Origin of the sequence: Polynucleobacter sp. JS-Fieb-80-E5, from assembly GCF_018882015.1 — a bacterium.
Taxonomy (GTDB): domain Bacteria; phylum Pseudomonadota; class Gammaproteobacteria; order Burkholderiales; family Burkholderiaceae; genus Polynucleobacter.
Window position 1 is genome coordinate 215,525 of the sequence record NZ_JACVPH010000004.1, and the last position, 25,781, is coordinate 241,305.

Genomic DNA, 25,781 nt, shown 5'->3' on the forward strand with positions numbered 1-25,781 from the left:
CCAGTTACGCAGACTTCAAATTTTTATTGAATACCGTTTGAATTCGTTGGCTTTTGCCCGCCAATAAAGCCATTCGGATTGAGAGAATGCAAAATGGTTTTGATGTTCTTTTCTTGATTGCTAAAGTTGCAAAAAGCGCCTTGAGCTAACGAAGCCTGATAGCGATTAGGTATATCGCTTTGAATATTTTTCCAGCTACCTAAAGGATTTTCTTTCCAAACACCGCTCTCTAGATTGCCATAAAGACGCCACTGAAAAGAATCGCAGCGAATACCCTCATATTGAGTTTGTTGACTTCCACTGGGGCTGCTAATAACAACAATATATCGAGTGATACCATCTGCGCCAATCAATATTGAGTCAGTATCCACTGCAAATTTAAAGATAGTGCGTTGAGAAACGTAAAAGGGCACCAAGGTAGATTGGTTTGGTGGGTTCAGGGGCATGGCGGTTGTACCTTCTTTAAACACCATGGGCGCAAAAGGATCTACACCACTAATAAGGGCGTCTCCACCGCATGCAGATAATGCAAGGCCGAGGATTGCGGTACTGCATGAGAGATAGAAGCGCTTTAAAGAAATAGTCATGTGGATTGATCGTTTGGGTTGTCGTCTTTCGGATGTTCGTGAGGGCCACCGTAAAAAGACTGAATTAAATCAAGAGGGGATCCCCAGGCGAGTTGCTGCATGCGCATGCCACGGGATAGGAAACGCGCTAATTCTGAAAGCGCTAGTTGATAAACTTCACGCTTAAAGCCAATGACGGCATCTAATTGAATCCAGAAGGGGACCCAGCGCCAAGCATCGAATTCAGGGTGTTCTGAAGCGCGTAATTGGATATCGCTATCTAGGCCTACTAGGCGCAAGAGAAACCAAATTTGTTTTTGACCGCGGTATGCTGCCCTATGGACCCGAGTGGCGTGTTGACGGCGCAAGTATTCCTCAGGGACGTCGTAGCGAAGCCAATCCCTAGTGCGTCCAATAATTTGGACATGCTCCGGCAGTAAGCCAACCTCCTCTTGCAATTCGCGGTACATAGCCTGTTCAGGGCTTTCACCATGCTGAATCCCGCCCTGCGGGAACTGCCACGAATGCTGCCCAACGCGTTTTCCCCAGAAAACCTCGTTACGGCTGTTGAGGAGGACAATGCCGACATTCGGGCGATACCCTTCACGGTCAAGCATGATCGTGCCTCAAATCCTTTAAAATCAACGATTTGATTATATCCATACATGAAAGCCTCACAATCATTTCTCGCCACGCTAAAAGAAGCCCCCTCCGACGCTGAGGTGGTTTCGCACAAACTTATGGTGCGTGCAGGTTTAATTCGTAAGCTCAGCGCAGGCATTTACAACTATTTGCCGCTGGGTTTGAAGGTGATTCGCAAAGTAGAAAACATCATTCGCGAAGAAATGAATCGTGCTGGCGCAATTGAATTGCTCATGCCAATAATTCAGCCTGCTGAATTGTGGCAAGAGACTGGTCGTTGGGAAAAGATGGGTCCAGAGTTGCTGCGCATCAAAGATCGCCATGATCGTGATTTTTTGATTCAGCCAACTTCTGAAGAGGTGATCACTGATTTGGCTCGCAATGAGATTAAGAGTTACAAGCAATTGCCAGTGAACTTCTATCAAATTCAAACAAAATTCCGCGATGAGCGTCGCCCTCGTTTTGGCATCATGCGTGGTCGCGAATTCAGCATGAAAGATGCTTACTCATTTGATCGCGATGTTGAGGGTCTCAAGAAGTCTTATCAAATGATGTTTGATGCTTACACCCGCATCTTTAAGCGTATGGGTCTGCAGTTCCGTGCAGTAACCGCAGACAATGGCGCCATTGGGGGCTCTGGTAGTCAAGAGTTTCACGTGATTGCCGATACTGGTGAGGATGCGATTGTGTATTGCCCTAGCTCTGACTACGCAGCTAATTTAGAGGCGGCCGAGTCTTTGGCTTTACTTGCCACACGTCCCGCTGCAGCTGCTGCGATGGCCAAAGTGCCAACGCCTGACAAGACAAATTGCGCAGAGGTAGCGAAGTTCTTAAATATTCCTCTTGAGAACACAGTGAAGTCATTATTGTTTGCTGCTGATCAAGAAAAAGGTCCGGCCAAACTATTTATGTTGCTAGTGCGTGGCGACCACGAGCTTAATGAAGTGAAGGCGACCAAGATTCCTGGTATGGCAGAATCACGCTTTGCTACTGAAGCAGAAATCAAACAAGCTTGCAATGCGCCAGCAGGTTATTTAGGTCCTGTTGGGGTAAGCACTGAAGTGGCTGTTGTTGCTGATCGCACCGTTGCCAATATGGCTGACTTTGTCTGTGGCGCTAACGATGCTGGGTATCACTTGACTGGCGTGAACTGGGGTCGTGATTTGCCTGAGCCTTTGGTGCTGGATATTCGTAACGCGGTGATAGGTGATCCCTCACCGGATGGCAAAGGGGTTGTGGATATTTGCCGCGGTATTGAAGTCGGGCACGTATTTCAATTGGGCACTCGTTATTCAGAAGCAATGGGTTGCACTTACTTAGATCAACAGGGCAAAGCTCAGCCAATGGTGATGGGTTGTTACGGGATTGGTGTTACTCGTTTGCTTGGTGCTGCCATTGAGCAGGGGCATGACGAGAAAGGCATTATCTGGCCAATCTCAATGGCGCCATTCGAGGTGGTCATTTGCCCAATGGGTTACGAGAAATCAGAAGCAGTTAAAGCCGCATGCGATCAGTTGCACGATGAGCTCTTAGCGGCTGGAATTGATGTGATCCTGGATGACCGAAATGAGCGTCCAGGCGCGATGTTTGCTGACTGGGAGTTGATTGGGGCGCCATTCCGCGTAGTGATTGGCGATCGCGGCTTGGCAGATTCTCAAGTGGAATTTAAGGGTCGGACTGATGCAGAGTCCCAGAACATCCCACTAAATGACATCAAAGCAAAAGTGCTTGCTGCAGTTCAAGCAGCAAAGAGCTTAGTTAATTAATTATTTCTTAAAGAGCCCGCCAATACCCTTGGCGGCTCCTTTTGCAGCCATGGTGGCCATGGTGCGCGCCATTTTTCCACCCTTGAATTGCTTCATCATGGTTTGCATTTGCTCGAACTGAGCTAGCAGACGATTGACCTCTTGCACTTCTACGCCGGAGCCGGCAGCAATGCGACGCTTACGACTGGCTTTCAGTAATTCAGGCTTTCTGCGCTCGCGAGGAGTCATGCTATCAATAATGCCGCGCATACGCGTAGTTTGTTTATCTGCATTACTGAGATTTGCTTTGGAGGCCGCTTGGGCAACTTGGCTGGGTAACTTGTCCATCAGGCTAGCCATGCCACCCATCTTTTGCATTTGCATGAGTTGATCTCGAAAATCTTCTAGATCAAAACCACCTTTAGAAATCTTGCTAGCTAATTTTTCTGCTTTGGCAACGTCAACGTGTTGCTGGGCTTGCTCAACTAGAGCCAGAATATCGCCCATGCCCAGAATGCGATTGGCCATGCGTTCAGCATCAAATGCCTCTAGACCATCCATCTTCTCGGCGACACCGATAAATTTGAGTGGTACACCGGTTACTTGACGTACTGAAAGTGCCGCGCCACCGCGAGAGTCACCATCTAGCTTCGTTAGGATCACGCCGGTGAGTGGGAGCGCTTCATGGAAGGCTTTAGCAGTATTGACCGCGTCTTGACCAAGCATGGCGTCAACTACGAACAAGGTTTCGATTGGATTGAGGTTGGCATGCAAAGTTTTGATTTCTTGCATCAGAGCTTCATCAATGCCAAGACGTCCTGCGGTATCCACAATTACCACATCAAAGTAATGACGACGTGCCCAATCCAGAGCAGCTACAGCAATGTCATTTGGCTTTTGACTAATGTCGCTCGGGAAAAACTCAGCACCAACCTGCTTAGTAACAGTTTCTAATTGCTCAATCGCAGCTGGACGATAGACGTCACAAGAAACAGTCAGAACCTTCTTTTTCTTTTTCTCTTGCAACCACTTGGCGAGTTTGCCAACGGATGTCGTTTTACCCGCACCTTGTAGGCCGGCCATCAAGATGACTGCAGGAGGTTGGGTAGCAAGATTGAGTTCGCCGCTTTGATTGGTGTCACCCATCATGACTTGGGCGAGTTCACGTTGAACTACGCCAACCAGAGCTTGTCCAGGACTGAGGCTTCCAACCACTTCCTCGCCAAGGGCTTTAAATTTAATTTGTTCCAGTAAAGACTTGACTACCGGTAGCGCTACGTCAGCTTCCAATAGGGCTAAACGGATTTCCCGTAGCATTTCTGCTGTATTGGTTTCGGTGAGGCGGGCTTGGCCCCGCATTGTTTTAACAACGCGAGATAGACGGTCGGTGAGGTTTTCTAGCATTTATCGATTAGACTTTCCACATGGATATTTTAGGTTACTCAAGTTACGGATGGCTTCCTTCCGCACTTTATTTAGCGCTTTTACTCATTTTGAGCTTCAAAGCCAAGAGCGGCGTTGAGTCTGGGGTGTCTGGCACTTTGGTGCAAGCTGCAATTTTTGTAATTTTGGTGATTCATGGGGCGCAACTTCATGATTCCGTATTCACCCCACAAGGCTTTGTATTTGGGTTTGCACAAGATTTGTCCTTAATTGCGTGGGTTGGCTTGGCTTTTTATTGGTTTCAGTCTTGGTTTTTACCCATTTCCAGCTTGCGTTGGATGGCATTAATGTTTGCAATGATTTGCGCGTTTCTTCCCAGTGTTTTCCCAGGTATCTTAATTTCTCCCAAGGCTGTTGCAGATCCTTGGTTTAAAGGCCATTTTGTTGTTGCAACGGTCGCGGTGGGGTTGCTGAGTTTAGCGGCAATGCATGCCATGCTGATGAGCATACAAGATCGTGCTTTGCATCGTCAGTTGGCCATTATTCCTAACAGTCGTTTTGCGCATTGGCTGGAAGAACTTCCACCCTTAATGACTATGGAAAGTATCCTATTTAATTTGCTTTACGTTGGTTTTGGATTGCTTAGCTTGACTGTTTTCTCCGGATTACTGTTCTCGCAAACCTTGTTTGGTAAACCTCTAGTGTTTGATCACAAAACGATTTTTGCTTTGATCTCTTGGTTTTTATTTGCAGGTCTATTGATAGCACGTTGGCGAGTTGGATTGCGTGGCAGGGCTGCTATTCGCTGGGTATTGAGCGCTTACACCGCCTTATTGCTTGCATATGTCGGTAGTCGCTTTGTAGTTGAAGTCATCCTTCAGAGAGCTTAAGCTTTGTTTAAGTGGCTTTTATTATTTGCAGGTGCTGGACTTTTTTACCTCTGGATTAAGAGCAAGAAGCAGGCCGCAACGAATGTAGGGCATACCTCTGAGCCCAATAAAAATAAGGCTGAGAAGCCGGCTACACCTGAAGTGATGGTTCAATGTCAGTGCTGCAAAGTGCACCTACCCAAGTCAGAAGCCTTAACTTATGACGACCGTTTTTATTGCTCAAAAGAACATCTCCAGACTTTGGATTCGCAAGGTTGGGTCGGTGATGCGCGCTGGAGAATTTCACCTAACCAAGACTTTAGACCAGAAAGTGTTATCCCCGATCTAGTGGTGATTCATCACATCAGTCTTCCGCCAGGCGAGTTTAGAAATCAATCGTCTAGTCAGCATATTGTGGATTTTTTCCAAAATAAGCTGGACTCAAATGCGCATCCTTATTTTGCAGAGATTGCTGACCAAAAGGTATCCAGCCATTTCTTGATTGCCCGCTCTGGAGAGTTAATCCAGTTTGTCTCTACACAGAACAAGGCTTGGCACGCTGGTGTTTCATCATTTTTTGGCAGGGAAAAGTGCAATGACTTTTCGATTGGTATTGAGGTAGAGGGGGATGGAGATTCGCCATTTGAAGATACTCAGTATCAAGTCTTGGTAAATCTCATTCAGAAATTGGCAGTCACATATCCTCATTTGCAATTTGCTGGACACAGCGACATTGCACCTGATCGCAAAACAGATCCTGGAATTTATTTTGACTGGAAAAAGTTCCAAAAAGAGACAAGCATTCCTTCTGAACGACTACCTTTTGGTCTAAGTCCTCGATAGTCTTCCTTTTGTATGTGAGCGTACGCTTACTTTTTTAGCCTTTATCTAAAACGGGCTAAAAATCCCACACCAAAATCACCCCAAAATAAGTGGAAAACTTAGTAAAAGTACTAATAAATATTTGTCATAAATAGCTTACCAATTATCAAATATTTCCCTATACTTAGTGCCTAATCCGCTTCAAGACACTAGATGTAGTGTTTGAATCTAGCAATACCCCATTGTTTTTTAACGATATTTTGTCCAAATAACTATATATACGCAGGAGCAACATGACATACGCTAATCCACAGACAGCAGGCCAAGCAGCTGGAGCGAATAATCCAGGAATGAGTCCTGCAGGGGCGGTAAACCAAGCTCCTTCTGCCAGCTTTATGGCTGGTGGTGTTGGTGGCACTCAGGCAACTCAATTGTCTGATTACAAAATTATTCGCCGTAATGGCTCAGTTGTAGCATTTGAGCCATCCAAAATTGCGATTGCAGTAACGAAGGCATTTTTAGCGGTTAATGGTGGACAAGGTGCTGCATCAGCACGTGTTCGTGAACAGGTAGAGCAGTTGACTCACTCTGTTGTGCGAGCGTTGTTGCGTAGTCGTCCAAACGGTGGAACCTTCCATATTGAAGATATTCAAGACCAAGTTGAATTGGCTTTGATGCGAAGTGGCGAGCACAACGTTGCTCGTGCTTACGTTCTCTATCGTGAAAAGCGCAACCAAGAGCGCGCCGCTCAGCAAGAAGTTTCCCAAGAAGCACAGAACGCAAATCAAGCTGGCGAGTCTGGCATCAAGGTAACTGACAACGGTGTTGAGAAGTGGCTTGATATGGCCGCTTTGCGTACTGTAATTGAGGCAGCCTGTGAAGGTTTGGGTACTCATATTGACGCTACTCCAATCATTACTGAGACTATCAAGAACTTGTACGACGGCGTACCAATGGCGCAGGTATATGACTCTGCTATTTTGGCTTCCCGTACTTTGATTGAAAAAGATCCGGCCTACAGCCAAGTAACAGCACGCATCTTGATGCACGTGATTCGTAAAGAAATCTTTGGCAAGGAAGTATTGCAAGGTGATACACAAGCTGAATACAGCACTTACTTTGCGAAGTACATCAATGAAGGTATCTCTGCTGAGTTGCTGGACCCACGCATGCGTGAGTTTGACTTGCCACGCCTGGCTGCAGCCTTGAATGCCAGCCGTGACTTGCAGTTCAACTACCTTGGCTTGCAAACTTTGTATGACCGCTATTTCTTGCATATTGAAGAGCGCCGTATTGAAATGCCACAGGCTTTCTTTATGCGCGTTGCAATGGGCTTGTCTTTGAATGAGATGGATCGCGAACGTCGTGCAATCGAGTTCTATGAAATCCTGTCTACATTTGATTTCATGTCCAGCACACCAACATTGTTCAACTCAGCAACAACTCGCCCACAGCTCTCTAGCTGCTACTTGACGACAGTGGATGATGATTTGGATGGAATTTACGAAGCATTGAAAGAAAATGCGTTGCTGTCTAAGTTTGCTGGTGGTTTGGGTAATGACTGGACTAATGTTCGTGCGTTGGGAAGCCATATCAAAGGAACTAACGGTAAATCACAAGGTGTTGTGCCATTCTTGAAGGTGGTGAACGACACTGCAGTTGCTGTGAACCAAGGCGGTAAGCGTAAAGGTGCGGTATGTGCCTACTTAGAAACATGGCACTTAGATATCGAAGAGTTCTTGGAGTTACGTAAGAACACTGGTGACGACCGTCGTCGTACCCACGATATGAATACCTCAAACTGGATCCCCGATTTGTTCATGAAACGTGTAATGGAAGGTGGCGATTGGACGTTGTTCTCACCATCAAATACTCCAGATTTGCATGACAAATTCGGCAGAGCATTTGAAGAGGCTTATGTTGCCTATGAACAAAAAGCGGATCGTGGTGAATTGAAGCCATTCCGCCGTATTCCAGCGCAGCAATTGTGGCGCAAGATGCTCGGTATGTTGTTTGAAACAGGTCACCCATGGATTACTTTCAAAGATCCTTGCAATATCCGTAGCCCACAACAGCACATTGGCGTAGTTCACTCATCTAACCTCTGTACTGAGATTACCCTCAATACAAACGAGACCGAGATTGCAGTTTGTAACTTGGGTTCTGTGAACTTAACTGCTCACATGACTACAGATGCCAACGGCAAGATGATTTTGGATCACGAGAAGCTCCAAAGAACCGTTCGTACTGCAATGCGTATGTTGGATAACGTGATTGATATCAACTACTACGCAGTAGCTAAAGCGCGTAACTCCAACTTGAAGCACCGTCCAGTGGGCATGGGCATCATGGGCTTCCAGGATTGCTTACATATGCAGCGTATTCCTTATGCTAGCGATGAGGCTGTGAAGTTTGCTGACTCTTCAATGGAAGCGGTTTGCTACTACGCATACCAAGCATCCAATGAATTGGCAGCTGAGCGCGGCGTTTACAGCACCTATAAGGGTTCTTTGTGGGATCGTGGCATCCTCCCACAGGATTCAGTGGCCATGTTGGCAGCTGAGCGCGGTGGTTATGTTGAGGTGGATAACTCTTCTACTATGGATTGGAGCGGTTTACGTGCAAGCATCAAGCAACATGGTATGCGCAACTCTAATTGCGTAGCGATTGCCCCAACAGCAACGATTTCAAACATTATTGGTGTTTCAGCTTGTATCGAGCCTACATTCCAAAACTTGTTTGTGAAATCCAACCTTTCAGGCGAATTCACAGTGGTAAATGAGTACTTGGTTCGTGATTTGAAAGATCGCGGTCTTTGGGATGAAGTGATGATTGCTGACTTGAAGTACTTTGACGGCACTTTGTCCAAAATCGACCGCATTCCACAAGATTTACGTGATTTGTATGCAACTGCTTTTGAAGTTGAGCCAAGCTGGCTGGTTGAAGCTGCTTCACGTCGTCAGAAATGGATCGACCAAGCTCAGTCACTCAACATCTACATGGGTGGCGCTTCCGGTAAGAAATTGGATGACACCTATAAGTTGGCTTGGTTACGTGGCTTGAAAACCACTTATTACCTCCGCACAATGGCTGCAACTCACGTTGAGAAATCAACCGTTGCTAGTGGTCAGTTGAACTCGGTTTCTAGCGGTGGTGGCGTAAATGGTACAGATGCGGCAGCCGCACAAGAAGCTGATGGCCCAGTTTGCACAATGCGCCCAGGCGATGCTGGTTTCGAAGAATGTGAAGCATGTCAATAAGCGATTTGCTTATTGGTCAGAATAGAAGAATTAGGAGAACGTTATGTTGAATTGGGAAGAAGAAGTCGCTCCGGCACTAGCCAAGGCGAATCTTGCACCGCAACCGGTTGCGGTCGAGCCACAGCGCCCACAGGTAGATCAGGTTGCTCAAGTAGCCCCTCAAGTTGCTGCTACTGCCCCAGCGCAAGCTGCTGCAGTTGGTGGCGCTGCCTTGCGTGTTAATGCGGCTGACAAGCGCGTCATTAATGCCAAGACTGACGTAAATCAGTTGGTTCCATTTAAATATAAATGGGCTTGGGAAAAGTATTTAGCTGGTTGCGCAAATCACTGGATGCCACAAGAGATCAATATGAACCGCGATATCGCGCTTTGGAAAGATCCGAATGGCCTGACAGAAGATGAGCGTCGCATCATCAAGCGCAATCTGGGTTTCTTTACAACTGCAGATTCTTTGGCAGCAAACAACATTGTTTTGGGTACTTATCGCCACATTACTGCTCCAGAATGCCGTCAATACCTATTGCGCCAGGCTTTTGAAGAGGCAATTCACACCCACGCGTACCAATATATTGTGGAATCTTTAGGTTTAGATCAGGCTGAAATCTTCAATGCGTACAACGAAATTGAATCTATTCGCGCTAAAGATCAATTCTTAATTCCGTTTATTGATGTTTTAACTGATCCGAATTTTCAGACTGGCACATTAGAAAACGATCAAAAGTTGCTCCGATCACTTATTGTTTTTGCTTGCGTGATGGAAGGTTTGTTCTTTTATGTTGGTTTTACGCAAATACTTGCAATGGGTCGTCAAAACAAAATGACGGGTGCTGCTGAGCAGTATCAATACATCCTTCGCGACGAGTCAATGCACTGCAATTTCGGTATCGATTTGATTAATCAAATCAAGCTGGAGAACCCGCAGTTATGGACTTCTGCGTTCAAAGACGAGATCAAATCCATCTTCGAAAAAGCAGTTGAATTAGAGTACCGTTATGCCGAAGATACGATGCCTCGCGGAGTACTCGGATTGAATGCTCCGATGTTCAAAGGGTACCTAAGATACATCTGTAATCGCAGATGTTTGCAAATAGGACTTGACGCGATGTTCCCAAATGAAGAGAATCCATTTCCATGGATGTCAGAAATGATTGATCTTAAGAAAGAAAGAAACTTTTTTGAGACACGCGTTATTGAGTATCAAACTGGCGGTGCGCTAAGTTGGGAGTAGTCAGCAGTAAGTAAGCGCATAGCCGGCTAAATTGGAGATTAGACGGTTGGATAGTTTAAGAAGTCAGCAAAAACAGACTCAAATCCGAAAACCCTTGCTCAAGGGTGCCAGGGCTATTCTCTCCATTTTTTCCAGCACATTTAAGAAGCCGTTGTCCTTTGGGACCACGGCTTTTTTTCCAGGATTCATTAGCGTGCAGCACCTAGCATCAAGCCGTGCGCCGATGAATGGCTCGCTCGTCAGATCCAAAAGGTTGCAAAACCAGGTGGAAATGAATGGTCGGGTCTTCTTAATGTAGTTTGTACTAATCCTCACGTGAAGGAGTATTAATATGGCAATCGCCAAGAAAAAACCTGCTGCAAAGAAACCAGCTGCTAAAAAAGTAGCTGCAAAGAAACCAGCTGCTAAAAAAGTAGCTAAAAAGAAGCCTGCTGCTAAGAAGCGTGTAGCTGCTAAGAAGCCTGCTGCTAAAAAAGTAGCTGCTAAAAAGCGTCCTGCTGCTAAGAAGCGTGTAGCTGCTAAGAAGCCTGCTGCTAAAAAAGTAGCTGCTAAAAAGCGTCCTGCTGCTAAGAAGCGTGTAGCTGCTAAGAAGCCTGCTGCTAAAAAAGTAGCTCGTAAAGTAGCAAAAAAAAAGTAAGTAAGCCTACTGCGAAGAAAGCGGGCTCTGCTGTAAAAAAGCCCGTGGCTAAGAAAGCTGCACCAGCGACTAGTGCGTTGAATCCTGCTGCTGCTTGGCCCTTCCCAACTGGCACACGTCCTTAATCGGATGGGTGTTACTAGAAGGGGTCTCTCACGAGACCCCTTTTTTATTTTTAGAAGAAGAAATAAGTAATCCTATGCTGCCTAGGATTATTTCGATTTAGAAGCTAAAGTCAAACGCCGCTTTAAATTGTTCTGCGATTTGATCTTTGCTGAGTTGGTGATTTTGTGGTCCCTGGTGGGTAATTTTGATTGAACCCATGAGACTAGCGAGACGGCCAGTGGTGTCCCAGTCCATGCCATTTTCTAAACCAAAGAGCAATCCACCGCGGAATGCATCTCCGCAACCTGTTGGATCCACTACTTTTGCAGCCGGTACCGGTGGAATCGCGATAACCTTGCCATCAACATAAATATCCGCCCCCTCGGCGCCTTTAGTAACGATCAGTGCCTTGACTCGCTCAGCCACTTTGACCAAGCTCAAGCCTGTTCTTTGAGAAAGCATTTCTCCCTCATAGTCATTTACCGCTAAGTAGCTAGCGATATCTACCAATTCCAGAAGCTCGGGACCATTAAACATTGGTAAACCTTGGCCTGGATCAAAGATAAAAGGAATATTGGCATCGGCTAGTTGATGGCAGTGCTCCCACATTCCTTGGCGACCGTCGGGCGCAACGATTCCTAATTTCGCTGGAGCCTTAGCGTTCTTGCTACGCTCAGTCATAACTGCCGAGACTTGGTTCAGGTGGGATTCATCCATGGCGCCAGGGTGGAAAGCAGTGATTTGGTTATTAGCTTGATCGGTGGTGATCATCGCTTGCGCAGTAAAGGCTTGATCGATCTGGCGAATATGGCTTGCATCAATTTTGAGTTGCTCAAGGCGGCTCATGTAGGGCGCAGCATCACCACCCACCGTAGCCATGATGATCGGATCGCCGCCCAAAAGATTGAGGTTGTATGCAATATTGCCAGCGCATCCGCCAAATTCACGGCGCATAGTTGGTACCAAAAAGGCTACATTCAGAATATGAATCTGCTCAGGCAGGATTTGATCGGCAAATTTGCCTTCAAAGTTCATGATGGTGTCGTAGGCGATAGAGCCACAAATTAAGCTAGCCATAAATTACTTTCTTTATAAAAAATTGGGGGTAAATATAGTGTTTATGAATCGATTTAGGGATAGAGCACTCGAACACGATAGCCCGCAGCATTTGGTGGCAGAGAAATAGGCAACTCAAGTTGAAGCAATTCGCCAGAAGGAATCCCTTTTTTTAAAAAATCAGGATGAGATTCTTGCCAAGTTTTCGGTAACCACTCTTGTGGAGTGAATTGCAGTGATTTGATTTCAGATTCTTCTGCATCAGTCAAAGAAATTTCTAAATTTGGAGCTAAAACGGCAATAGCTAGACGATTTTGTATCTCCACTTGCAACAGAGATTGATTTGCAGGGTTTTTAAGGCCTTCTCGCGCGTTTTCTGGCGCAAGTGCGGCTGAAGTTATTTTCCATGCGGAAAAATCGCTCACAGTGCGATCTAGACATCCTAGTGCACGACAAAGTTTTGCATCGATATGTTGTAAAACATGAAACGCACTAACGGAAATGGAATTCGATGTCCCATCAATGCGTGGAGCTAATGCGGGCAGTAATGAATTTCTGGAGAGATGCTCTCCAAAAACTAGGAGCAGCAGAAGTAAAGCAGTTAAAAGGGCGAACTTAAGAATTTTTTTTTGAGCAGGTGCAGCAAAAGTAGATTCAGAATGACTTTGCTTATCCTTGTTTAAGGTGCCGTGCAAGCAAACCCAGCCCTCACTCTCTTTCCAAACGGAGAGCTTGAGCCACTGGCTATAGGTAGCAATCACTTCTTCTGCTTGACGCGCAAGCACGCCAGACAAAACAATACGTCCGCCTACTTTTATCTTGTTGACTAAGGCAGGAGCAAGAACTTGCAGTGGATTTGCCAGAATATTGGCCATCACGATGTCATATTTGGTTTCGGCAGCCAGTTCGAGTGCGCCTTCGTTTGGCAAGACGAAGCGAATGGTGGTGTTATTGATTTCTGCATTGCTGCGAGCGGCAACCATCGCTTGTGGATCAATATCGGTGCCGATCACTGGGTTACAGCCCAGCTTTGCGGCAGCAATTGCCAATATGCCTGAGCCACAACCGTAATCCAAGAGACTTTGATTCTGCAAATGAGTTTGTTGTTCAAGCCAAAGAAGACACAAATGCGTAGTTGGGTGACTACCAGTGCCAAATGCGAGACCTGGATCAACCGCAAGGCAAATCGCATTAGGATCCGTTGGCGCATCGTGCCAAGATGGCACTACCCAAATCCGCTCACCAATCTGAATGGGTGCAAATTGACTTTGGGTTAAGCGAACCCAGTCTTGTTCTTCAACTGTTTTTTCTTGAGGAGGTGCTAGATGAAAGCCTGCCTCTTTAAGGGATGCGAGTAGTTCGGGAATAAATTCCGCGCTGCCTGAAGCATCAATCTCTGGATTAAAGAGAGCGGTTACTGCTGATCTATCCCACGCTTGCACTTCTGGAGAGAGGCCTGGCTCACCATAGAGTGGATTTTCGTCATAGCCACCAGCAGCATCATCTTCAACAGTGACGGACAGGGCGCCCAAATCCAAAAGCGCGTCACCCAAAGGCTCGGCGGTTTCAGCAGCTACCGTGAATACCAGTTCACGATAAGACATGAAGCGCTTTCATCATTAGGATTTACCGCGACTCGCAGCTTGCTCTTCTAAGCGATGCTCTAAGTAGTGAATGCTGGTGCCGCCTTCAATGAAGTTCGGATCTAGCATGAGCTCACGGTGAAGTGGAACGTTGGTTGTAATGCCGTCAATCACCATCTCAGAGAGCGCAATCTGCATGCGGCGAATGGCTTGCTCACGAGTATTGCCGTAAGAAATCAATTTACCAATCATGGAGTCATAGTTTGATGGCACTACGTAGCCGCTGTAAGCATGCGAATCAACGCGAATGCCAGGTCCACCAGGCATGTGGAATGAACCAATTTTGCCTGGGCTTGGGGTGAACTTGAATGGATCTTCAGCATTCAGACGGCACTCAATGGCATGACCACGGAAAACAATGTCTTTTTGGCGATAGCTGAGTTTCAGGCCAGCCGCAATACGAATTTGTTCCTGAACGATATCCACACCAGTAATCATTTCTGTCACTGGATGCTCCACCTGAACACGGGTATTCATCTCAATGAAGAAGAATTCGCCATCTTCGTAAAGAAACTCAAAGGTACCGGCGCCACGATAGCCAATCTTGCGACAGGCTTCTGCGCAACGCTCGCCAATTTTGGCGATAAGACGACGATCAATGCCTGGTGCCGGCGCTTCTTCAATGACTTTTTGGTGGCGACGCTGCATAGAGCAATCGCGCTCACCCAACCAAATCGCATTACCATGGGTGTCGGCAAGAATCTGAATCTCAACGTGGCGAGGTTTTTCTAAAAACTTCTCCATATAGACTTCTGGGTTGCCAAAGGCACGACCCGCTTCTTCTCGGGTCATATTGACAGCGTTGATCAGCGCAGCTTCAGTGTGAACCACTCGCATGCCACGACCACCACCACCACCAGCAGCTTTAATGATTACTGGATAGCCAACTTTTTTTGCGGTTGCAATAATTTCTTTTGGATTGTCAGGAAGTGCGCCCTCTGATCCAGGTACGCAAGGAACACCAGCTTTAATCATGGCGCGTTTTGCAGAAACCTTGTCACCCATCAGGCGAATAGACGCAGCTGTAGGTCCAATAAAGGCAAAGCCAGATTTCTCAACCCGCTCTGCAAAGTCTGCGTTTTCAGAAAGGAAGCCATAACCAGGGTGAATTGCTTCTGCGTCGGTAACTTCCGCCGCAGAAATGATCGCTGGCATATTCAGATAGCTGAGCGGGGATGGCGCTGGTCCGATACAAACAGCCTCATCAGCAAGCTTTACATACTTGGCTTCTTTATCTGCTGTGGAGTACACCACCACAGTTTTAATTCCCAACTCGCGGCATGCGCGTTGGATGCGGAGAGCAATCTCTCCCCGATTGGCAATCAGAATCTTATCGAACATGTCGGCTCTGAGTTAAGTAACGGTGAATTGGAATTGAACTAAAGGTAGTCAATTAAGCGATGATGAAAAGCGGCTGGTCAAATTCAACACCTTGACCGTTCTCACAAAGAATTTCTTTGATCACACCAGCGTGCTCGGATTCGATTTCATTGAGTAGCTTCATTGCTTCAATAATGCAAAGCGTTTGACCCACCTTGACAGTGTCGCCAATGTTGACGAAGTTCGGAGACTCTGGATTTGGGGCGCGGTAGAAAGTGCCAACCATTGGTGAGCGTGCAATAGAGCCAGTTTCAGCCGCGGGAGCTTCAGCGATAGGAGCTGTTGCAACAGGTGCACTAGCTGCTGGTGCAGCTTGCATCGCAGGTGCTGGATTGGCGTAAACCATTTGGCCAGCGGGCGCAGAAGATCCGGCGTTCACAATGCGAACACGATCTTCGCCTTCATTTACCTCTAACTCTGAAATGCCTGATTCAGAAACTAGGTCGATCAAGGTTTTTAGTTTTCTCAGATCCATATGAGTGCTTCCTCTCTTGTAATTCTTTAAATTGTTTTATTTCTGCAAGCGAGCAATAGCTGCTTGAAGAGCTAATTCATAGCCAATCGCGCCAAGACCACAAATCACCCCAGTCGCAATGTCGGACAAATAGGAATGTTTACGGAATTCTTCGCGCTGATGAATATTGGATAAATGGACTTCGGTAAAGGGAATAGCTACCCCAGCCAAGACATCGCGTAATGCAACGCTTGTGTGGGTAAAGGCGCCTGGGTTGATGATGATGAAATCAACCCCATCTTGTTTAGCCTTTTGAATGCGGTCAATTAACTCACCTTCATGATTGCTTTGAAAGGTATCGAGATCAACGGACTGCGCTTTTGCCAGTTCGCCGAGCCTTTGGTGGATATCTTCTAGGGTAGTTTTTCCGTAAACATCGGGTTCACGGGTGCCTAATAGATTTAGGTTTGGGCCTTGAATTACGAGAATTGAAGCTTTTTTCGACATAGATCCCTGTTTTTAGAGGCAGTTAAGCGTAAATTGCTAAATAACTTCATGCTCGATTGCTTATGAAGGGAAGTATACCTTTTAAAAGCTAGAAAAAGACCAAAAACTCGCTGCAAAAATAGGAATTTTCATCGCTTTTAGGGGCGGATATCAAAATAAATGCTTAATTTTTAGGCAAAAATTAATGGTTCGATAAATCCATTTACAGCTTAAAACTTCCTATAAAGCAGATTTAATGGCACTTCTGATGTCATCTTCGCTTATCTTACCTAATTTACTATAGCTGGCCTTTCCCTTGGCATTGATGATGATGGTGTATGGAAGGGCGCCTTGGGAATTTCCTAGTTGCTTAGAAAGATTGCTACCTTCAAGACCGCCAATCACAATCGGATAGCTCACTGGGGTTTTTGAAAGAAATTCACGAATATTAGAGGGTGAATCAATGCCGATGCCGACAAATAAGACATTTTGCCGCAAAAACTCTTGCTGAAGTTTATCTAAAGCTGGCATTTCCTCAACGCAAGGGGGGCACCAGGAGGCCCAAAAGTTCACCACCAGCACTTTTCCTTGCCAATCTTGGGTATTGACTGTTTTTCCATCCGGCGTTTGCCAAGAATTGGCAAAAAATGCTTTCACAGCAGGATCGCTGGCCAAACCAGTTTTATAAATCCACTGGGAGGTTAGTACGCCCCCAAGGAGTGCCAAAAGACTAATTGCGACGATGATGATCAATTGTCTACGGTTCATTGCAACTCCTTCGCTAAAATTCGCTAATGCATATACATATCTTGGGCATTTGCGGTACTTTCATGGGCGGCATTGCCGCAATCGCGAGGCAGGCTGGGCATCGTGTTACTGGTTGCGATGCCAACGTCTATCCCCCAATGAGTACGCAGCTTGAAGCTCAAGGCATCGAACTGATTGAGGGATTCTCACCTGAGCAATTATCTCAGTTTGAGACCATGCCCGATTTATTTGTGATTGGCAATGTGGTTTCTCGCGGCAATCCATTGATGGAAGCAATTCTCAATCAAGGGCTACCCTATATCTCGGGCCCGCAATGGTTGGGCGAACAAGTTTTGTATGGACGACATGTTTTGGCCGTAGCGGGTACGCATGGCAAGACAACCACTTCAGCTATGTTGACTTGGATTTTGGAATTCAACGGTTACAAGCCGGGTTATCTCATTGGTGGCATACCTCTGAATTTCACAGTGTCTGCACGTTTAGGTGAAAGTAAATATTTTGTTATTGAAGCTGATGAATATGACACTGCTTTCTTTGATAAGCGCAGTAAATTCGTTCACTATCGACCACGTACTGCCCTATTGAATAACTTAGAGTTTGATCACGCCGATATTTTTGCTGATCTTGCGGCAATCGAAACGCAATTTCATCATTTAGTGCGCACTGTTCCTGGCCATGGTTTACTGGTCGTAAATGGTGAGGAGCCTGCATTGGCGAGCGTGATCACGCGTGGCGCTTGGGCGCCTGTAGAGCGGTTCGGGCAAGAACTCACAAACGAATGGTCTTTGATTGCTCAAGAGGCTGATGGCTTCATCGTGCGCAAGACAGGTGAAGAAGTGGCCACTGTGAAGTGGGCGCCTGATTCTGGTGTGATGGGTAGACACAATCAACTCAATGCACTTGCAGCGATTGCTTGCGCAAATCATATTGGTATCTCTCCAGCAGATAGTGCACGTGCGTTGGCGGAATTTAAGAATGTAAAGCGTCGCTTGGAAACGATTGGTGTTGCAAATGACATCACGATCTATGATGATTTTGCCCACCATCCAACCGCGATCACGACTACAGTTGATGGTCTTCGTCGCCGTGTTGGTAAAGCACGTATCTTGGCGGTACTTGAGCCACGTTCAAATACGATGAAGCTCGGTGTGATGAAAGCTCAACTTCCTGGAAGTCTAGAGGCTGCTGACAAAGTGTTTGCCTATGGCGCTAATGCCGGCAAGGAATCATTGGGTTGGGATTTGGCAGATGTCTTATCTCCACTCAACAAGCAGGAACAGGGTAAAGCACATGCCTTTGATGATCTTGAGGCATTAGTGAATGCGGTTGCGCATGAGGCTCAGCCTGGTGATCATATTTTGGTAATGAGCAATGGCGGGTTTGGTGGCGTACATCAGAAAATATTAAAAGTCATTTCGGCGCAGTAAAAAATACAAGTAAATACAGAAAGCAAATCATGGGCAATAGACTAAAAGACAAAGTAGCCATCATTACCGGCGCGGCAAAGGGTATTGGTTTTGCTACTGCTCAGTGTTTTGCAGAAGAAGGCGCAAAAGTCATCATTACGGATATTGGCCTGGAGGCTGTTAATAGCGCGGCTGAAAAAACGCCTAATGCAGAAAGCTATGCCATGAATGTCACCGATCGCGCTAGCATTCAGTCAGTCGTAGACCAGGTAATGCAAAAGCACGGACGGATTGATATCTTAATCAATAACGCTGGCATTACTCAAGATGCACGCTTGATTAAGATGACCGAAGCACAGTTCGATACCGTGATTGATGTCAATCTGAAGGGCGTATTCAATTGCACTCAGTTAATCGTACCGCATATGCTGGAGGCTGGCTCTGGCGCAGTGGTTAATGCATCAAGCGTTGTGGGTCTCTACGGTAATTTTGGCCAAACCAATTACTCAGCTACTAAATTTGGTGTGATTGGTTTTACAAAAACATGGGCGCGTGAATTGGGGCCTAAAGGCATTCGAGTCAATGCGGTGTGCCCTGGTTTTATCGCCACTGAAATGGTCATGGCCATGCCAGCAAATATTGTGCAAGACATTGAAAAACGCAGTTGGCTTGGTCGTCTGGGTACCCCCGCTGAAATGGCAAATGTGTATTTATTCTTAGCGAGCGATGAGGCAAGCTATGTCAATGGAGTGGCATTAGAGGCCAGCGGCGGGATCTCGCTCTAAGCATGAATCTTTTATACGAAGAAGGTGGCGATATTAAGATCGCCACAGTCCAGTCTGCTTCAGGGGCTGGCGATGCAGAGTCTTGGCAAGCAACCAGTCTGTCTGGAAAAAAGATCAAACTCAAATCCAAGGAAGTGTGGCTGCGTTTTGAAAAGCCTGAAGCACAAATGGCTATGGATGAAGCCAGCACACTCACTGCCGATATTGATTTGCAGTTCCTTTGGGACTGTGCACCTGATGAAGAGTTTGGCTTGGTTGATGTGGCGCATGAGTACTTTGGCTCACAAGCGAGTATTCCGCAGCAAGTTGCTCTGGCAATTGCCTTGCAAGGTGCGCCAGTATTTTTCCGTCGCAAGGGGCGTGGACGGTTTCAGAGAGCTCCACTAGAGCAGTTACAGGCTGGTTTAGCTGCTTTAGATCGCAAGCAAAAAGAGCTCGAACAGCAATCCATTTGGCAGCAAGAGTTGGTTGCTGGTACCTTCCCTGAAGTGCTGAAGTCTTCAGCCAAGCAATTACTTTTCTCGCCCGATAAAAATACCTCTGCCTATAAGGCATTGATCGCAGCCTGCACTGAAACCGGGGAGTCTCCGGCGCAGCTGATGATTCGCTGTGGCGCAATTGACTCACCTTTAGCGTATCACCAGGGCTTGTTCCTAAAGGTGCATTTTCCGAATGGAGCGGATCACAACCTTGCTATCGGAGTTGATCAAGCAGCATATGCAGCTGCTATTGCTGAGCTGCCGCTTGCTCAGGTACAAGCATTCTCCATTGATGATTCGGGCACTACAGAGATTGATGATGCTCTATCCGTTACGGTAATCGAGGGTGGGCATCGAGTAGGTATTCACATCGCCGCTCCTGGATTGGTCATTGCAAAAGATGATCCATTAGATCTAGCCGCACGCAATCGCATGTCCACGGTGTACTTTCCGGGTGACAAAATTACAATGCTGCCCGATTCAGTAATTGAGCAATTTTCATTAGATGAGGGTATGCCTAGACCAGCCTTATCAATCTATGTTGATATTGATGCTGAGGGCATTGCCAATCGAGCGAGCTTGCAGATGCGTACCGAGATGGTGCCGATGGCTGCTAATTTGCGCCTGGAAAACATTGAGCATCTCGTGAGTGAGGAAAGTCTGCTGGATGAGGGTTCTAACTACCCCTATCGCAAAGAGCTGGCGACTCTATGGCAAGCTGCTAAACATCTGCATGCAGGGCGTCAAGAGAAGCGTCTAGCAAATGGTTTGCGTGCTGAGCAGTTAGGTGTCATAGATCCAAATGCCCTGGCAAGAGACTTTCATTTTCAGATTCAAGATGTTGATGGGGTGCAGCGCGTAGAAATTGTGCCACGTCAACGCGGTTCTATTTTGGATACGATTGTTGCGGAGTGGATGATTTTCTGTAATAGTGCCTCAGGACAGCTTCTTGCAGATCATGGTCTTCCTGGATTATTCAGAACTCAAAAGGGTTGGGGTCCATTGCGTACCCGGATGCAAACCACTCCTGGACCTCATGAGGGTCTTGGTTTGGACTATTACGCCTGGTGTACATCTCCTTTACGTCGGTATTCTGATTTGGTGAATCAGTGGCAATTAATTGCGCTGGCAAAGCATGGTGTCGCTGCCAAGATGGTTGCCCCTTTCCCACCGAGAGATGCTACCTTGATGGGTATTGCTGCTGACTTTGAGTCTTGCTATCAAGCTTATGGCGAGTTTCAGGATCGTTTGGAAAAGTATTGGTGCTTACGTTGGATCGCTCAAGACGGTGATTCGAAAACAGTGCATGTGCGCCATTTAAAAGAGGGTATGTCCAGAGTGGAGTTAGTACCCCTACATCTACCTATCCCTGAATTGGCAACCCATCCACGCATGACCCGTGCGGAAGTGGTGATCGCAGATGTAGATTTGCTGCAGCTAAGTGCTGGTGTTCGTGTGTTGGAGATCGAAGTTAAGGTCGACGCTCCTGAAAAGGCTGTAGAGCAGGTGCCATCAGAAAATTCTGAAGAAGATGCTAGCCCAGATTAAATCGCTAGAGTTTCCATGCCCCCAAAGGCTTGGCAAGGCTTGGCGTTATTTACGCAGGGCCTGGAATCGCTACCCATTCCGATTTGCCTTGTGCACTTCGATACTGATTCATGTTCTCTTTTTATCTTTCCGTTGGGGTGTGGGAGAGATCCAGAATCGCAGACTCAATACCCCGCTGAGCGTGGTTTTAGTAAACGCCAGCAATAAAACGCCACCTCAAAAAGCAAATAAGTTGGCGCAGGCTGATTTGCAGGGTGGCGGCAAAACAGAAACTCAAGATGCCACAGCAATGCACCGCGCAAGATTGGGTGCAGAAGCGCGACTAGAGGTTTTAGAAAAACAGCAAAAGCAAATGCTCGCAAAGCTGGACGAGCAGCGCACTCTTTCAGGTGGTCGAAAAAGTGGCGACGAACAAAAAATTACTCCCCAATTAAATTCTTTAGAGGCTGAGTTAGCTAAACGCTTACAGGCTGATGGCAAAGAGCCTAGACGTAAGGTATTGACTGGAGCCAATACCAAAGCAGTCACGTTTGCGCATTATTACGATGCGATGCGTCAGAAGATTGAAGTTTACGGTAGTGCTTTTTTCCCAAGGGCGAATGGACGCCCTTTGTACGGTAGTCTAGTGATTGTTGTCAGTGTTGATAACCAAGGCAGAATTACTACAAATGCTCAAGGAAAGGATGGGCTCTCGATTGGACGTAGTTCTGGCAATCCCGAGTTAGACCGCCAAGCGCTGGCAATTGTGAGAGCCTCCGCACCATTTGGCCCTTTTCCTTCAGAAATGCGCAATCAAATCGATGTCTTAGATTGGATCTCTACCTTTGAGTTCACGCGTGATGGTGTGGATCGTCTAGAGCTACGCCATTAATACTATTTAAAAAGTTTACTAACTCAGCTTACAAATTAGCTTATTCTGTAGTCATCATGAGCTCTACTGATACCGCCTCCCTACACACCGATCCAAGCCTTTTTGCTGACGTGGATGTCTATGCGGTTGCGGGTAATCCGATTTCTCACAGCAAGTCCCCAGCAATACACCAACGCTTTGCGCAACAGGCAAAGCAACTAATGCACTATGGCCGTCTTCAGCCGGATATAGATTCATTTGCTCAAGCAGCAGAATCTTTTTTTGCTTCGGGGGGTAAAGGCATGAATGTCACTGTGCCTTTCAAGCTAGATGCTCAAAATCTGGCTGATGTATTAACACCACGCGCTCAATTGGCTGGTGCCGTTAACACTTTGTGGAAGACGGAAGGCAAAATTTTTGGTGACAATACCGACGGTGCTGGTCTAGTACGCGATTTACTGGCTCAAGGTATTGCACTGCATAGCGCTCGCATTTTATTGATAGGTGCTGGTGGGGCCGCTCGTGGTGTGATTGGCCCTTTGCTAGAGCAATCTCCTAAGTCTCTCATCATTGCCAATCGTTCCAGCGCAAAGGCGGATGAGTTGGTTAAGCTATTTGCAGATTTAGCCGGCTCTAAGGAGGTAGCGCTAGAGTCGCGTACTTTGGCGGATTTAGCGGATGTTGCAAAAACTCAGCACCCATTTGATTTGGTCATTAACGCTACTGCTGCTGGTTTAACCGATGAGTCCCCATTGACGCCCGAAGCGGTAGCTAATATTTTTGTGCCCAGCTCTTTCGCCTATGACATGGTTTACGGCAAAACTACTGCCTTCATGCAGCAGGCCTTACAACGAGGTGCGCGCGTGAGTGATGGTCTTGGAATGTTGGTTGAGCAAGCGGCTGATGCATTCTTGCTATGGCGGGGCGCGCAATTAGCGAGTGCAATTGACCCCCGCGCAGTCTTAGCAAAGTTACGCAGTTAATTTGCCCTGATGCGCTGGCTTCTATATCCAGTGAAGTGTTTGCTCGCAGGATTTATTGCCATGCAAATCTTTTTCGCCCTGCAGATTGCTTTATGGATGAGCTTAGATCCCAGTAGCACTGCATTTCAGAGGGCTGAGCGTTGGCGCTTATGTACTTGGCATTGGACCTGTCCGGTGCAGTCTTATTGGGTGCCTTATGACAAGATCTCGAACAATCTCAAGCGCGCTGTTTTAGTCAGTGAAGACGATATCTTCTTTCAACACAAGGGTGTGCGAGTTGAGGATATGCAAAAAGCCTGGCAGAAAAATCAACAGCAGAATCAGCAAAAAACCCAAGCAGGCAATAAATCCAAAATAGCGTTACGGGGTGGATCTACTATTACTCAGCAATTAGCAAAAAATTTATTTCTCTCTTCAGAGCAACATTATTTGCGCAAGGGCCAGGAGCTCATCATCACCGGGCTTTTGGAGTTAATACTTTCTAAGCAGAGATTATTTGAGATCTATCTCAATTCGGTAGAGTGGGGTGAGGGCATTTTTGGAATTGGTGCTGCCTCTCAGCATTATTTCGCTACAAGTCCAGCAGCCCTAGATCGGGACCAAGCTGCTGCTCTAGCTTCAGCGCTGCCAGCGCCCAAGTGTTTTGACAAGCAGCAGTATTGCCGTCGAGGAAGTATTAACTATTCCGCTCGCCAAGAATTTGTCTTGGAAAGCATGGATAGAGTTGCCTTGGCGCCTTACCCAAAGAGCGGTTCAGGTAAATAATTTCTTGTTTTACTGAACTATTTGTTTGCAGCAGCTCGAAGTGCATCACGAGTACTCATGGCAACTGCCCTAGCCGCTTCTGCAAAATCAGCGCCTGAGCTGGCATACAGAATCGCTCGGGAAGAATTGATGATCATCCCTGTTCCTGGTTTGCCAGTTATTTTTCCCGCGCTGACAGTGGCATCAATATCACCACCCTGAGCACCGATCCCTGGAATCAATAAGGGCATATCTCCAACAATGGCGCGTACCTTGGCAATTTCTTCTGGGAAAGTAGCGCCGACTACCAGGCCGATCTGATCGGAACTATTCCACTGTTGTGAAGCCAGCTTAGCCACATGCAGATAAAGAGGCTCGCCATTGGGTGCTACATTCAGGAACTGCAAATCTGACCCGCCAGGGTTGGATGTGCGGCAGAGGACAATAACTCCTTTGCCTGTGTGCTTGAGGTAGGGCTCAATGGTGTCAAAGCCCATGTATGGATTCACGGTCACAGCATCAGCGCCGTAGCGATCAAAGGCCTCCAGGGCGTAATGATCAGCAGTACTGCCGATATCTCCACGTTTGGAATCCAGGATGACTGGGATGTGGGGGTATTTATCTTTGAGGTGCTTGATTAGTTTTTCTAGTTGAGCCTCTGCTCTTTGGGAGGCAAAGTAAGCAAATTGCGGCTTGAAGGCGCAGACCAAATCCGCGGTCGCATCAGCGATTTCTCGGCAGAACTCATAGATGCCCTCGGTATTCCCTTGCAGGGAGGGTGGCAAGCGCTTTGGATCCGGGTCAAAACCAACACACAGCATGCTACCTTGGGAAGCCCATGCGGACTGGAGTTGCTGGTTAAAGGTATTTGAGCGAGAGTTCATTGGTTTTAGCTTATTTTAGTGAAACTGTCATGTCCTATAGGATAAACTAGCGCACATTCCTTAGGAGTTCACCATGATCAACTTGTTCGTCCTGCAAAATGGCCGCCTCTCTCAAGAGCAAGTCGAAGATCGCAATGAATTGTTGCAATATGCCAATCCTATCTGGATTGATGTGGTTGATCCAGAAGAAGAGGAATTAATTTGGATTAAAGAGGCATTTGGCGTACTTTTGCCTGAGTTAGATGACTTGGGTGACTTAGAAGCATCTGCGCGTTATTTTGAAGCAGATGATGGCCACCTCCACATCCGTACTGATTTCTTATTGGATGAAGAGGAAACCTCTCGCAACGTTCGAGTGGCGTTTGTTCTGACCAAGCAAGTATTGTTCTCAATTCATGACGAAGATTTGCCAGTGTTCCGTTTAGTTCGCTTGCGTGCCCGTTTGCGTCCTGGTTCAGTGAGCAATGCAAAAGATGTATTACTAGATTTGTACTCAACAGATGCTGAGTATTCTGCCGATGCTTTGGAAGAGGTTTATGAAAACCTGGAGCAAGCTGGTAAACGAGTACTTTCTGACAGTATTAATGATGCTGATGCTGCAGAGGTCTTAGAGACTATTGCCAAGGAAGAGGATACCAATGGACGTATTCGTCGTAATGTGATGGATACCCGCAGAGCCTTATCCTTTCTCATGCGCAGCAAGCTGCTCTCTGATGAGCAGCAAGAGGAAGCACGTCAAATTTTGCGCGACATTGACTCTCTGGAAAACCATACCGCCTTCTTATTCGACAAGATTAACTTCTTGATGGATGCTACCGTCGGTTTCATTAACTTAAACCAATCCAAGATCATCAAGATCTTCTCGGTGGTATCCGTAGCCTTAATGCCACCAACCTTGCTTGCCAGTATTTGGGGAATGAACTACAAGCACATGCCTGAGCTAGATGCCACTTGGGGTTATCCAATGGCAATTGTTGCAATGGTAATTTCAGCAATCATCCCTCTTTGGTATTTCCATAGCAAAGGATGGATGAAGTAATTGGCGGCCTAGATTTGCG

At 46.7% G+C, this 25,781-nt stretch carries 22 protein-coding genes and 2 pseudogenes; 13 read left to right on the forward strand and 11 right to left on the reverse strand.

The window, feature by feature from the left end; all coding sequences use genetic code 11:
- Nucleotides 1-23: 23 nt before the first annotated feature.
- Nucleotides 24-587 carry a CNP1-like family protein gene (locus tag ICN44_RS07765; protein WP_216263388.1) on the reverse strand — a complete coding sequence of 188 codons (564 nt, stop codon included), beginning with the start codon at nt 585-587 and terminating at the stop codon, nt 24-26.
- Nucleotides 584-1,183: an RNA pyrophosphohydrolase gene (locus tag ICN44_RS07770; RefSeq protein ID WP_216263389.1), complete on the reverse strand. Its 600-nt coding sequence runs from the start codon at nt 1,181-1,183 to the stop codon at nt 584-586. The genes ICN44_RS07765 and ICN44_RS07770 overlap by 4 nt, the downstream gene beginning before the upstream one ends.
- A 48-nt stretch (nt 1,184-1,231) precedes the next feature.
- Between ICN44_RS07770 and ICN44_RS07775 the strand changes: the two genes are divergently transcribed.
- Nucleotides 1,232-2,974: a proline--tRNA ligase gene (locus tag ICN44_RS07775; protein ID WP_216263390.1), complete on the forward strand. Its 1,743-nt coding sequence runs from the start codon at nt 1,232-1,234 to the stop codon at nt 2,972-2,974.
- On the opposite strand, the gene ffh is transcribed toward ICN44_RS07775, so the two are convergent.
- Complete coding sequence (gene ffh / locus ICN44_RS07780) at nt 2,975-4,357, reverse strand: signal recognition particle protein (protein WP_216263391.1); 1,383 nt, start codon at nt 4,355-4,357, stop codon at nt 2,975-2,977. It lies immediately after the preceding gene.
- A 20-nt stretch (nt 4,358-4,377) separates the two neighbouring features.
- Between ffh and ICN44_RS07785 the strand changes: the two genes are divergently transcribed.
- From ICN44_RS07785 to ICN44_RS07805, 5 genes and pseudogenes are all read left to right on the forward strand, one after another.
- Nucleotides 4,378-5,226, forward strand: coding sequence for an inner membrane protein YpjD (locus ICN44_RS07785; protein WP_216263392.1), 849 nt, complete (start codon nt 4,378-4,380; stop codon nt 5,224-5,226).
- 3 nt (nt 5,227-5,229) lie between these two features.
- Complete coding sequence (gene ampD / locus ICN44_RS07790; protein ID WP_255537499.1) at nt 5,230-6,048, forward strand: 1,6-anhydro-N-acetylmuramyl-L-alanine amidase AmpD; 819 nt, start codon at nt 5,230-5,232, stop codon at nt 6,046-6,048.
- Nucleotides 6,049-6,422: 374 nt separating this feature from the next.
- Nucleotides 6,423-9,287 (forward strand): ribonucleoside-diphosphate reductase subunit alpha, encoded by a 2,865-nt coding sequence (locus ICN44_RS07795; protein ID WP_255537522.1) that lies wholly within the window; start codon nt 6,423-6,425, stop codon nt 9,285-9,287.
- 43 nt (nt 9,288-9,330) lie between these two features.
- Nucleotides 9,331-10,515 carry a ribonucleotide-diphosphate reductase subunit beta gene (locus ICN44_RS07800; RefSeq protein WP_216263394.1) on the forward strand — a complete coding sequence of 395 codons (1,185 nt, stop codon included), beginning with the start codon at nt 9,331-9,333 and terminating at the stop codon, nt 10,513-10,515.
- A 337-nt stretch (nt 10,516-10,852) separates the two neighbouring features.
- Nucleotides 10,853-11,277, forward strand: a pseudogene (locus ICN44_RS07805) (histone); the annotation flags it as partial.
- Between the two features lie 97 nt (nt 11,278-11,374).
- Here the strand turns inward: ICN44_RS07805 and ICN44_RS07810 are convergent.
- The 7 genes and pseudogenes from ICN44_RS07810 to ICN44_RS07835 form a co-directional block, all read right to left on the reverse strand.
- Nucleotides 11,375-12,334, reverse strand: coding sequence for a carbohydrate kinase family protein (locus ICN44_RS07810; RefSeq protein ID WP_216263395.1), 960 nt, complete (start codon nt 12,332-12,334; stop codon nt 11,375-11,377).
- Between the two features lie 53 nt (nt 12,335-12,387).
- On the reverse strand, nt 12,388-13,008 hold the full coding sequence (locus tag ICN44_RS12335; RefSeq protein ID WP_370624886.1) for a DUF3426 domain-containing protein: 621 nt from the start codon (nt 13,006-13,008) through the stop codon (nt 12,388-12,390).
- A pseudogene (gene prmA, locus ICN44_RS12340) lies at nt 12,997-13,917 on the reverse strand (50S ribosomal protein L11 methyltransferase); the annotation flags it as partial. The pseudogene prmA and the gene ICN44_RS12335, both read right to left, overlap by 12 nt.
- A 15-nt stretch (nt 13,918-13,932) precedes the next feature.
- Nucleotides 13,933-15,297 (reverse strand): acetyl-CoA carboxylase biotin carboxylase subunit, encoded by a 1,365-nt coding sequence (accC, locus tag ICN44_RS07820; RefSeq protein ID WP_215362568.1) that lies wholly within the window; start codon nt 15,295-15,297, stop codon nt 13,933-13,935.
- 52 nt (nt 15,298-15,349) lie between these two features.
- Complete coding sequence (gene accB, locus ICN44_RS07825; protein ID WP_216263397.1) at nt 15,350-15,811, reverse strand: acetyl-CoA carboxylase biotin carboxyl carrier protein; 462 nt, start codon at nt 15,809-15,811, stop codon at nt 15,350-15,352.
- A gap of 36 nt (nt 15,812-15,847) precedes the next feature.
- Complete coding sequence (gene aroQ, locus ICN44_RS07830; protein ID WP_083564265.1) at nt 15,848-16,297, reverse strand: type II 3-dehydroquinate dehydratase; 450 nt, start codon at nt 16,295-16,297, stop codon at nt 15,848-15,850.
- Between the two features lie 219 nt (nt 16,298-16,516).
- Nucleotides 16,517-17,044, reverse strand: coding sequence for a TlpA disulfide reductase family protein (locus ICN44_RS07835; RefSeq protein ID WP_216263398.1), 528 nt, complete (start codon nt 17,042-17,044; stop codon nt 16,517-16,519).
- Nucleotides 17,045-17,070: 26 nt separating this feature from the next.
- Here ICN44_RS07835 and mpl point away from each other — a divergent pair, with 26 nt between their 5' ends.
- Genes mpl through mtgA form a run of 6 tightly spaced genes read left to right on the forward strand, consistent with a single transcriptional unit; the run spans nt 17,071 to nt 23,860 of the window.
- Nucleotides 17,071-18,471 carry a UDP-N-acetylmuramate:L-alanyl-gamma-D-glutamyl-meso-diaminopimelate ligase gene (gene mpl, locus ICN44_RS07840; protein WP_216263399.1) on the forward strand — a complete coding sequence of 467 codons (1,401 nt, stop codon included), beginning with the start codon at nt 17,071-17,073 and terminating at the stop codon, nt 18,469-18,471.
- A gap of 29 nt (nt 18,472-18,500) precedes the next feature.
- Nucleotides 18,501-19,235, forward strand: a complete 735-nt coding sequence (locus ICN44_RS07845) for a beta-ketoacyl-ACP reductase (RefSeq protein ID WP_216263400.1) — start codon at nt 18,501-18,503, stop codon at nt 19,233-19,235.
- 2 nt (nt 19,236-19,237) lie between these two features.
- Complete coding sequence (locus ICN44_RS07850; protein WP_216263401.1) at nt 19,238-21,262, forward strand: ribonuclease catalytic domain-containing protein; 2,025 nt, start codon at nt 19,238-19,240, stop codon at nt 21,260-21,262.
- Nucleotides 21,246-22,133: an energy transducer TonB gene (locus tag ICN44_RS07855; RefSeq protein WP_216263402.1), complete on the forward strand. Its 888-nt coding sequence runs from the start codon at nt 21,246-21,248 to the stop codon at nt 22,131-22,133. The genes ICN44_RS07850 and ICN44_RS07855 overlap by 17 nt, the downstream gene beginning before the upstream one ends.
- A gap of 56 nt (nt 22,134-22,189) precedes the next feature.
- Nucleotides 22,190-23,095 (forward strand): shikimate dehydrogenase, encoded by a 906-nt coding sequence (aroE, locus tag ICN44_RS07860; RefSeq protein ID WP_216263403.1) that lies wholly within the window; start codon nt 22,190-22,192, stop codon nt 23,093-23,095.
- Nucleotides 23,096-23,104: 9 nt separating this feature from the next.
- Nucleotides 23,105-23,860 (forward strand): monofunctional biosynthetic peptidoglycan transglycosylase, encoded by a 756-nt coding sequence (gene mtgA, locus ICN44_RS07865; protein WP_216263404.1) that lies wholly within the window; start codon nt 23,105-23,107, stop codon nt 23,858-23,860.
- Nucleotides 23,861-23,877: 17 nt separating this feature from the next.
- Here the strand turns inward: mtgA and pyrF are convergent, their stop codons facing one another.
- Nucleotides 23,878-24,723, reverse strand: a complete 846-nt coding sequence (pyrF, locus tag ICN44_RS07870) for an orotidine-5'-phosphate decarboxylase (RefSeq protein WP_216263405.1) — start codon at nt 24,721-24,723, stop codon at nt 23,878-23,880.
- A 73-nt stretch (nt 24,724-24,796) separates the two neighbouring features.
- Between pyrF and corA the strand changes: the two genes are divergently transcribed.
- Nucleotides 24,797-25,762: a magnesium/cobalt transporter CorA gene (gene corA, locus ICN44_RS07875; protein WP_216263406.1), complete on the forward strand. Its 966-nt coding sequence runs from the start codon at nt 24,797-24,799 to the stop codon at nt 25,760-25,762.
- Nucleotides 25,763-25,781: the final 19 nt, after the last annotated feature.

What these genes read in the sequence shown, in the direction of transcription:
- ICN44_RS07850 (WP_216263401.1), top strand. Translation starts at nt 19,238, where the DNA reads ATGAATCTTTTATACGAAGAAGGTGGCGATATTAAGATCGCCACAGTC.
- ICN44_RS07770 (WP_216263389.1), bottom strand. Translation starts at nt 1,183, where the DNA reads ATGCTTGACCGTGAAGGGTATCGCCCGAATGTCGGCATTGTCCTCCTC.
- ICN44_RS07855 (WP_216263402.1), top strand. Translation starts at nt 21,246, where the DNA reads ATGCTAGCCCAGATTAAATCGCTAGAGTTTCCATGCCCCCAAAGGCTT.
- ICN44_RS07810 (WP_216263395.1), bottom strand. Translation starts at nt 12,334, where the DNA reads ATGGCTAGCTTAATTTGTGGCTCTATCGCCTACGACACCATCATGAAC.
- mpl (WP_216263399.1), top strand. Translation starts at nt 17,071, where the DNA reads ATGCATATACATATCTTGGGCATTTGCGGTACTTTCATGGGCGGCATT.
- aroQ (WP_083564265.1), bottom strand. Translation starts at nt 16,297, where the DNA reads ATGTCGAAAAAAGCTTCAATTCTCGTAATTCAAGGCCCAAACCTAAAT.
- ICN44_RS07795 (WP_255537522.1), top strand. Translation starts at nt 6,423, where the DNA reads ATGGCTGGTGGTGTTGGTGGCACTCAGGCAACTCAATTGTCTGATTAC.
- pyrF (WP_216263405.1), bottom strand. Translation starts at nt 24,723, where the DNA reads ATGAACTCTCGCTCAAATACCTTTAACCAGCAACTCCAGTCCGCATGG.
- ICN44_RS07765 (WP_216263388.1), bottom strand. Translation starts at nt 587, where the DNA reads ATGACTATTTCTTTAAAGCGCTTCTATCTCTCATGCAGTACCGCAATC.
- ICN44_RS07835 (WP_216263398.1), bottom strand. Translation starts at nt 17,044, where the DNA reads ATGAACCGTAGACAATTGATCATCATCGTCGCAATTAGTCTTTTGGCA.
- accC (WP_215362568.1), bottom strand. Translation starts at nt 15,297, where the DNA reads ATGTTCGATAAGATTCTGATTGCCAATCGGGGAGAGATTGCTCTCCGC.
- ICN44_RS07845 (WP_216263400.1), top strand. Translation starts at nt 18,501, where the DNA reads ATGGGCAATAGACTAAAAGACAAAGTAGCCATCATTACCGGCGCGGCA.
- aroE (WP_216263403.1), top strand. Translation starts at nt 22,190, where the DNA reads ATGAGCTCTACTGATACCGCCTCCCTACACACCGATCCAAGCCTTTTT.
- corA (WP_216263406.1), top strand. Translation starts at nt 24,797, where the DNA reads ATGATCAACTTGTTCGTCCTGCAAAATGGCCGCCTCTCTCAAGAGCAA.
- ICN44_RS07800 (WP_216263394.1), top strand. Translation starts at nt 9,331, where the DNA reads ATGTTGAATTGGGAAGAAGAAGTCGCTCCGGCACTAGCCAAGGCGAAT.
- ICN44_RS07785 (WP_216263392.1), top strand. Translation starts at nt 4,378, where the DNA reads ATGGATATTTTAGGTTACTCAAGTTACGGATGGCTTCCTTCCGCACTT.
- mtgA (WP_216263404.1), top strand. Translation starts at nt 23,105, where the DNA reads ATGCGCTGGCTTCTATATCCAGTGAAGTGTTTGCTCGCAGGATTTATT.
- ffh (WP_216263391.1), bottom strand. Translation starts at nt 4,357, where the DNA reads ATGCTAGAAAACCTCACCGACCGTCTATCTCGCGTTGTTAAAACAATG.
- ICN44_RS07775 (WP_216263390.1), top strand. Translation starts at nt 1,232, where the DNA reads ATGAAAGCCTCACAATCATTTCTCGCCACGCTAAAAGAAGCCCCCTCC.
- accB (WP_216263397.1), bottom strand. Translation starts at nt 15,811, where the DNA reads ATGGATCTGAGAAAACTAAAAACCTTGATCGACCTAGTTTCTGAATCA.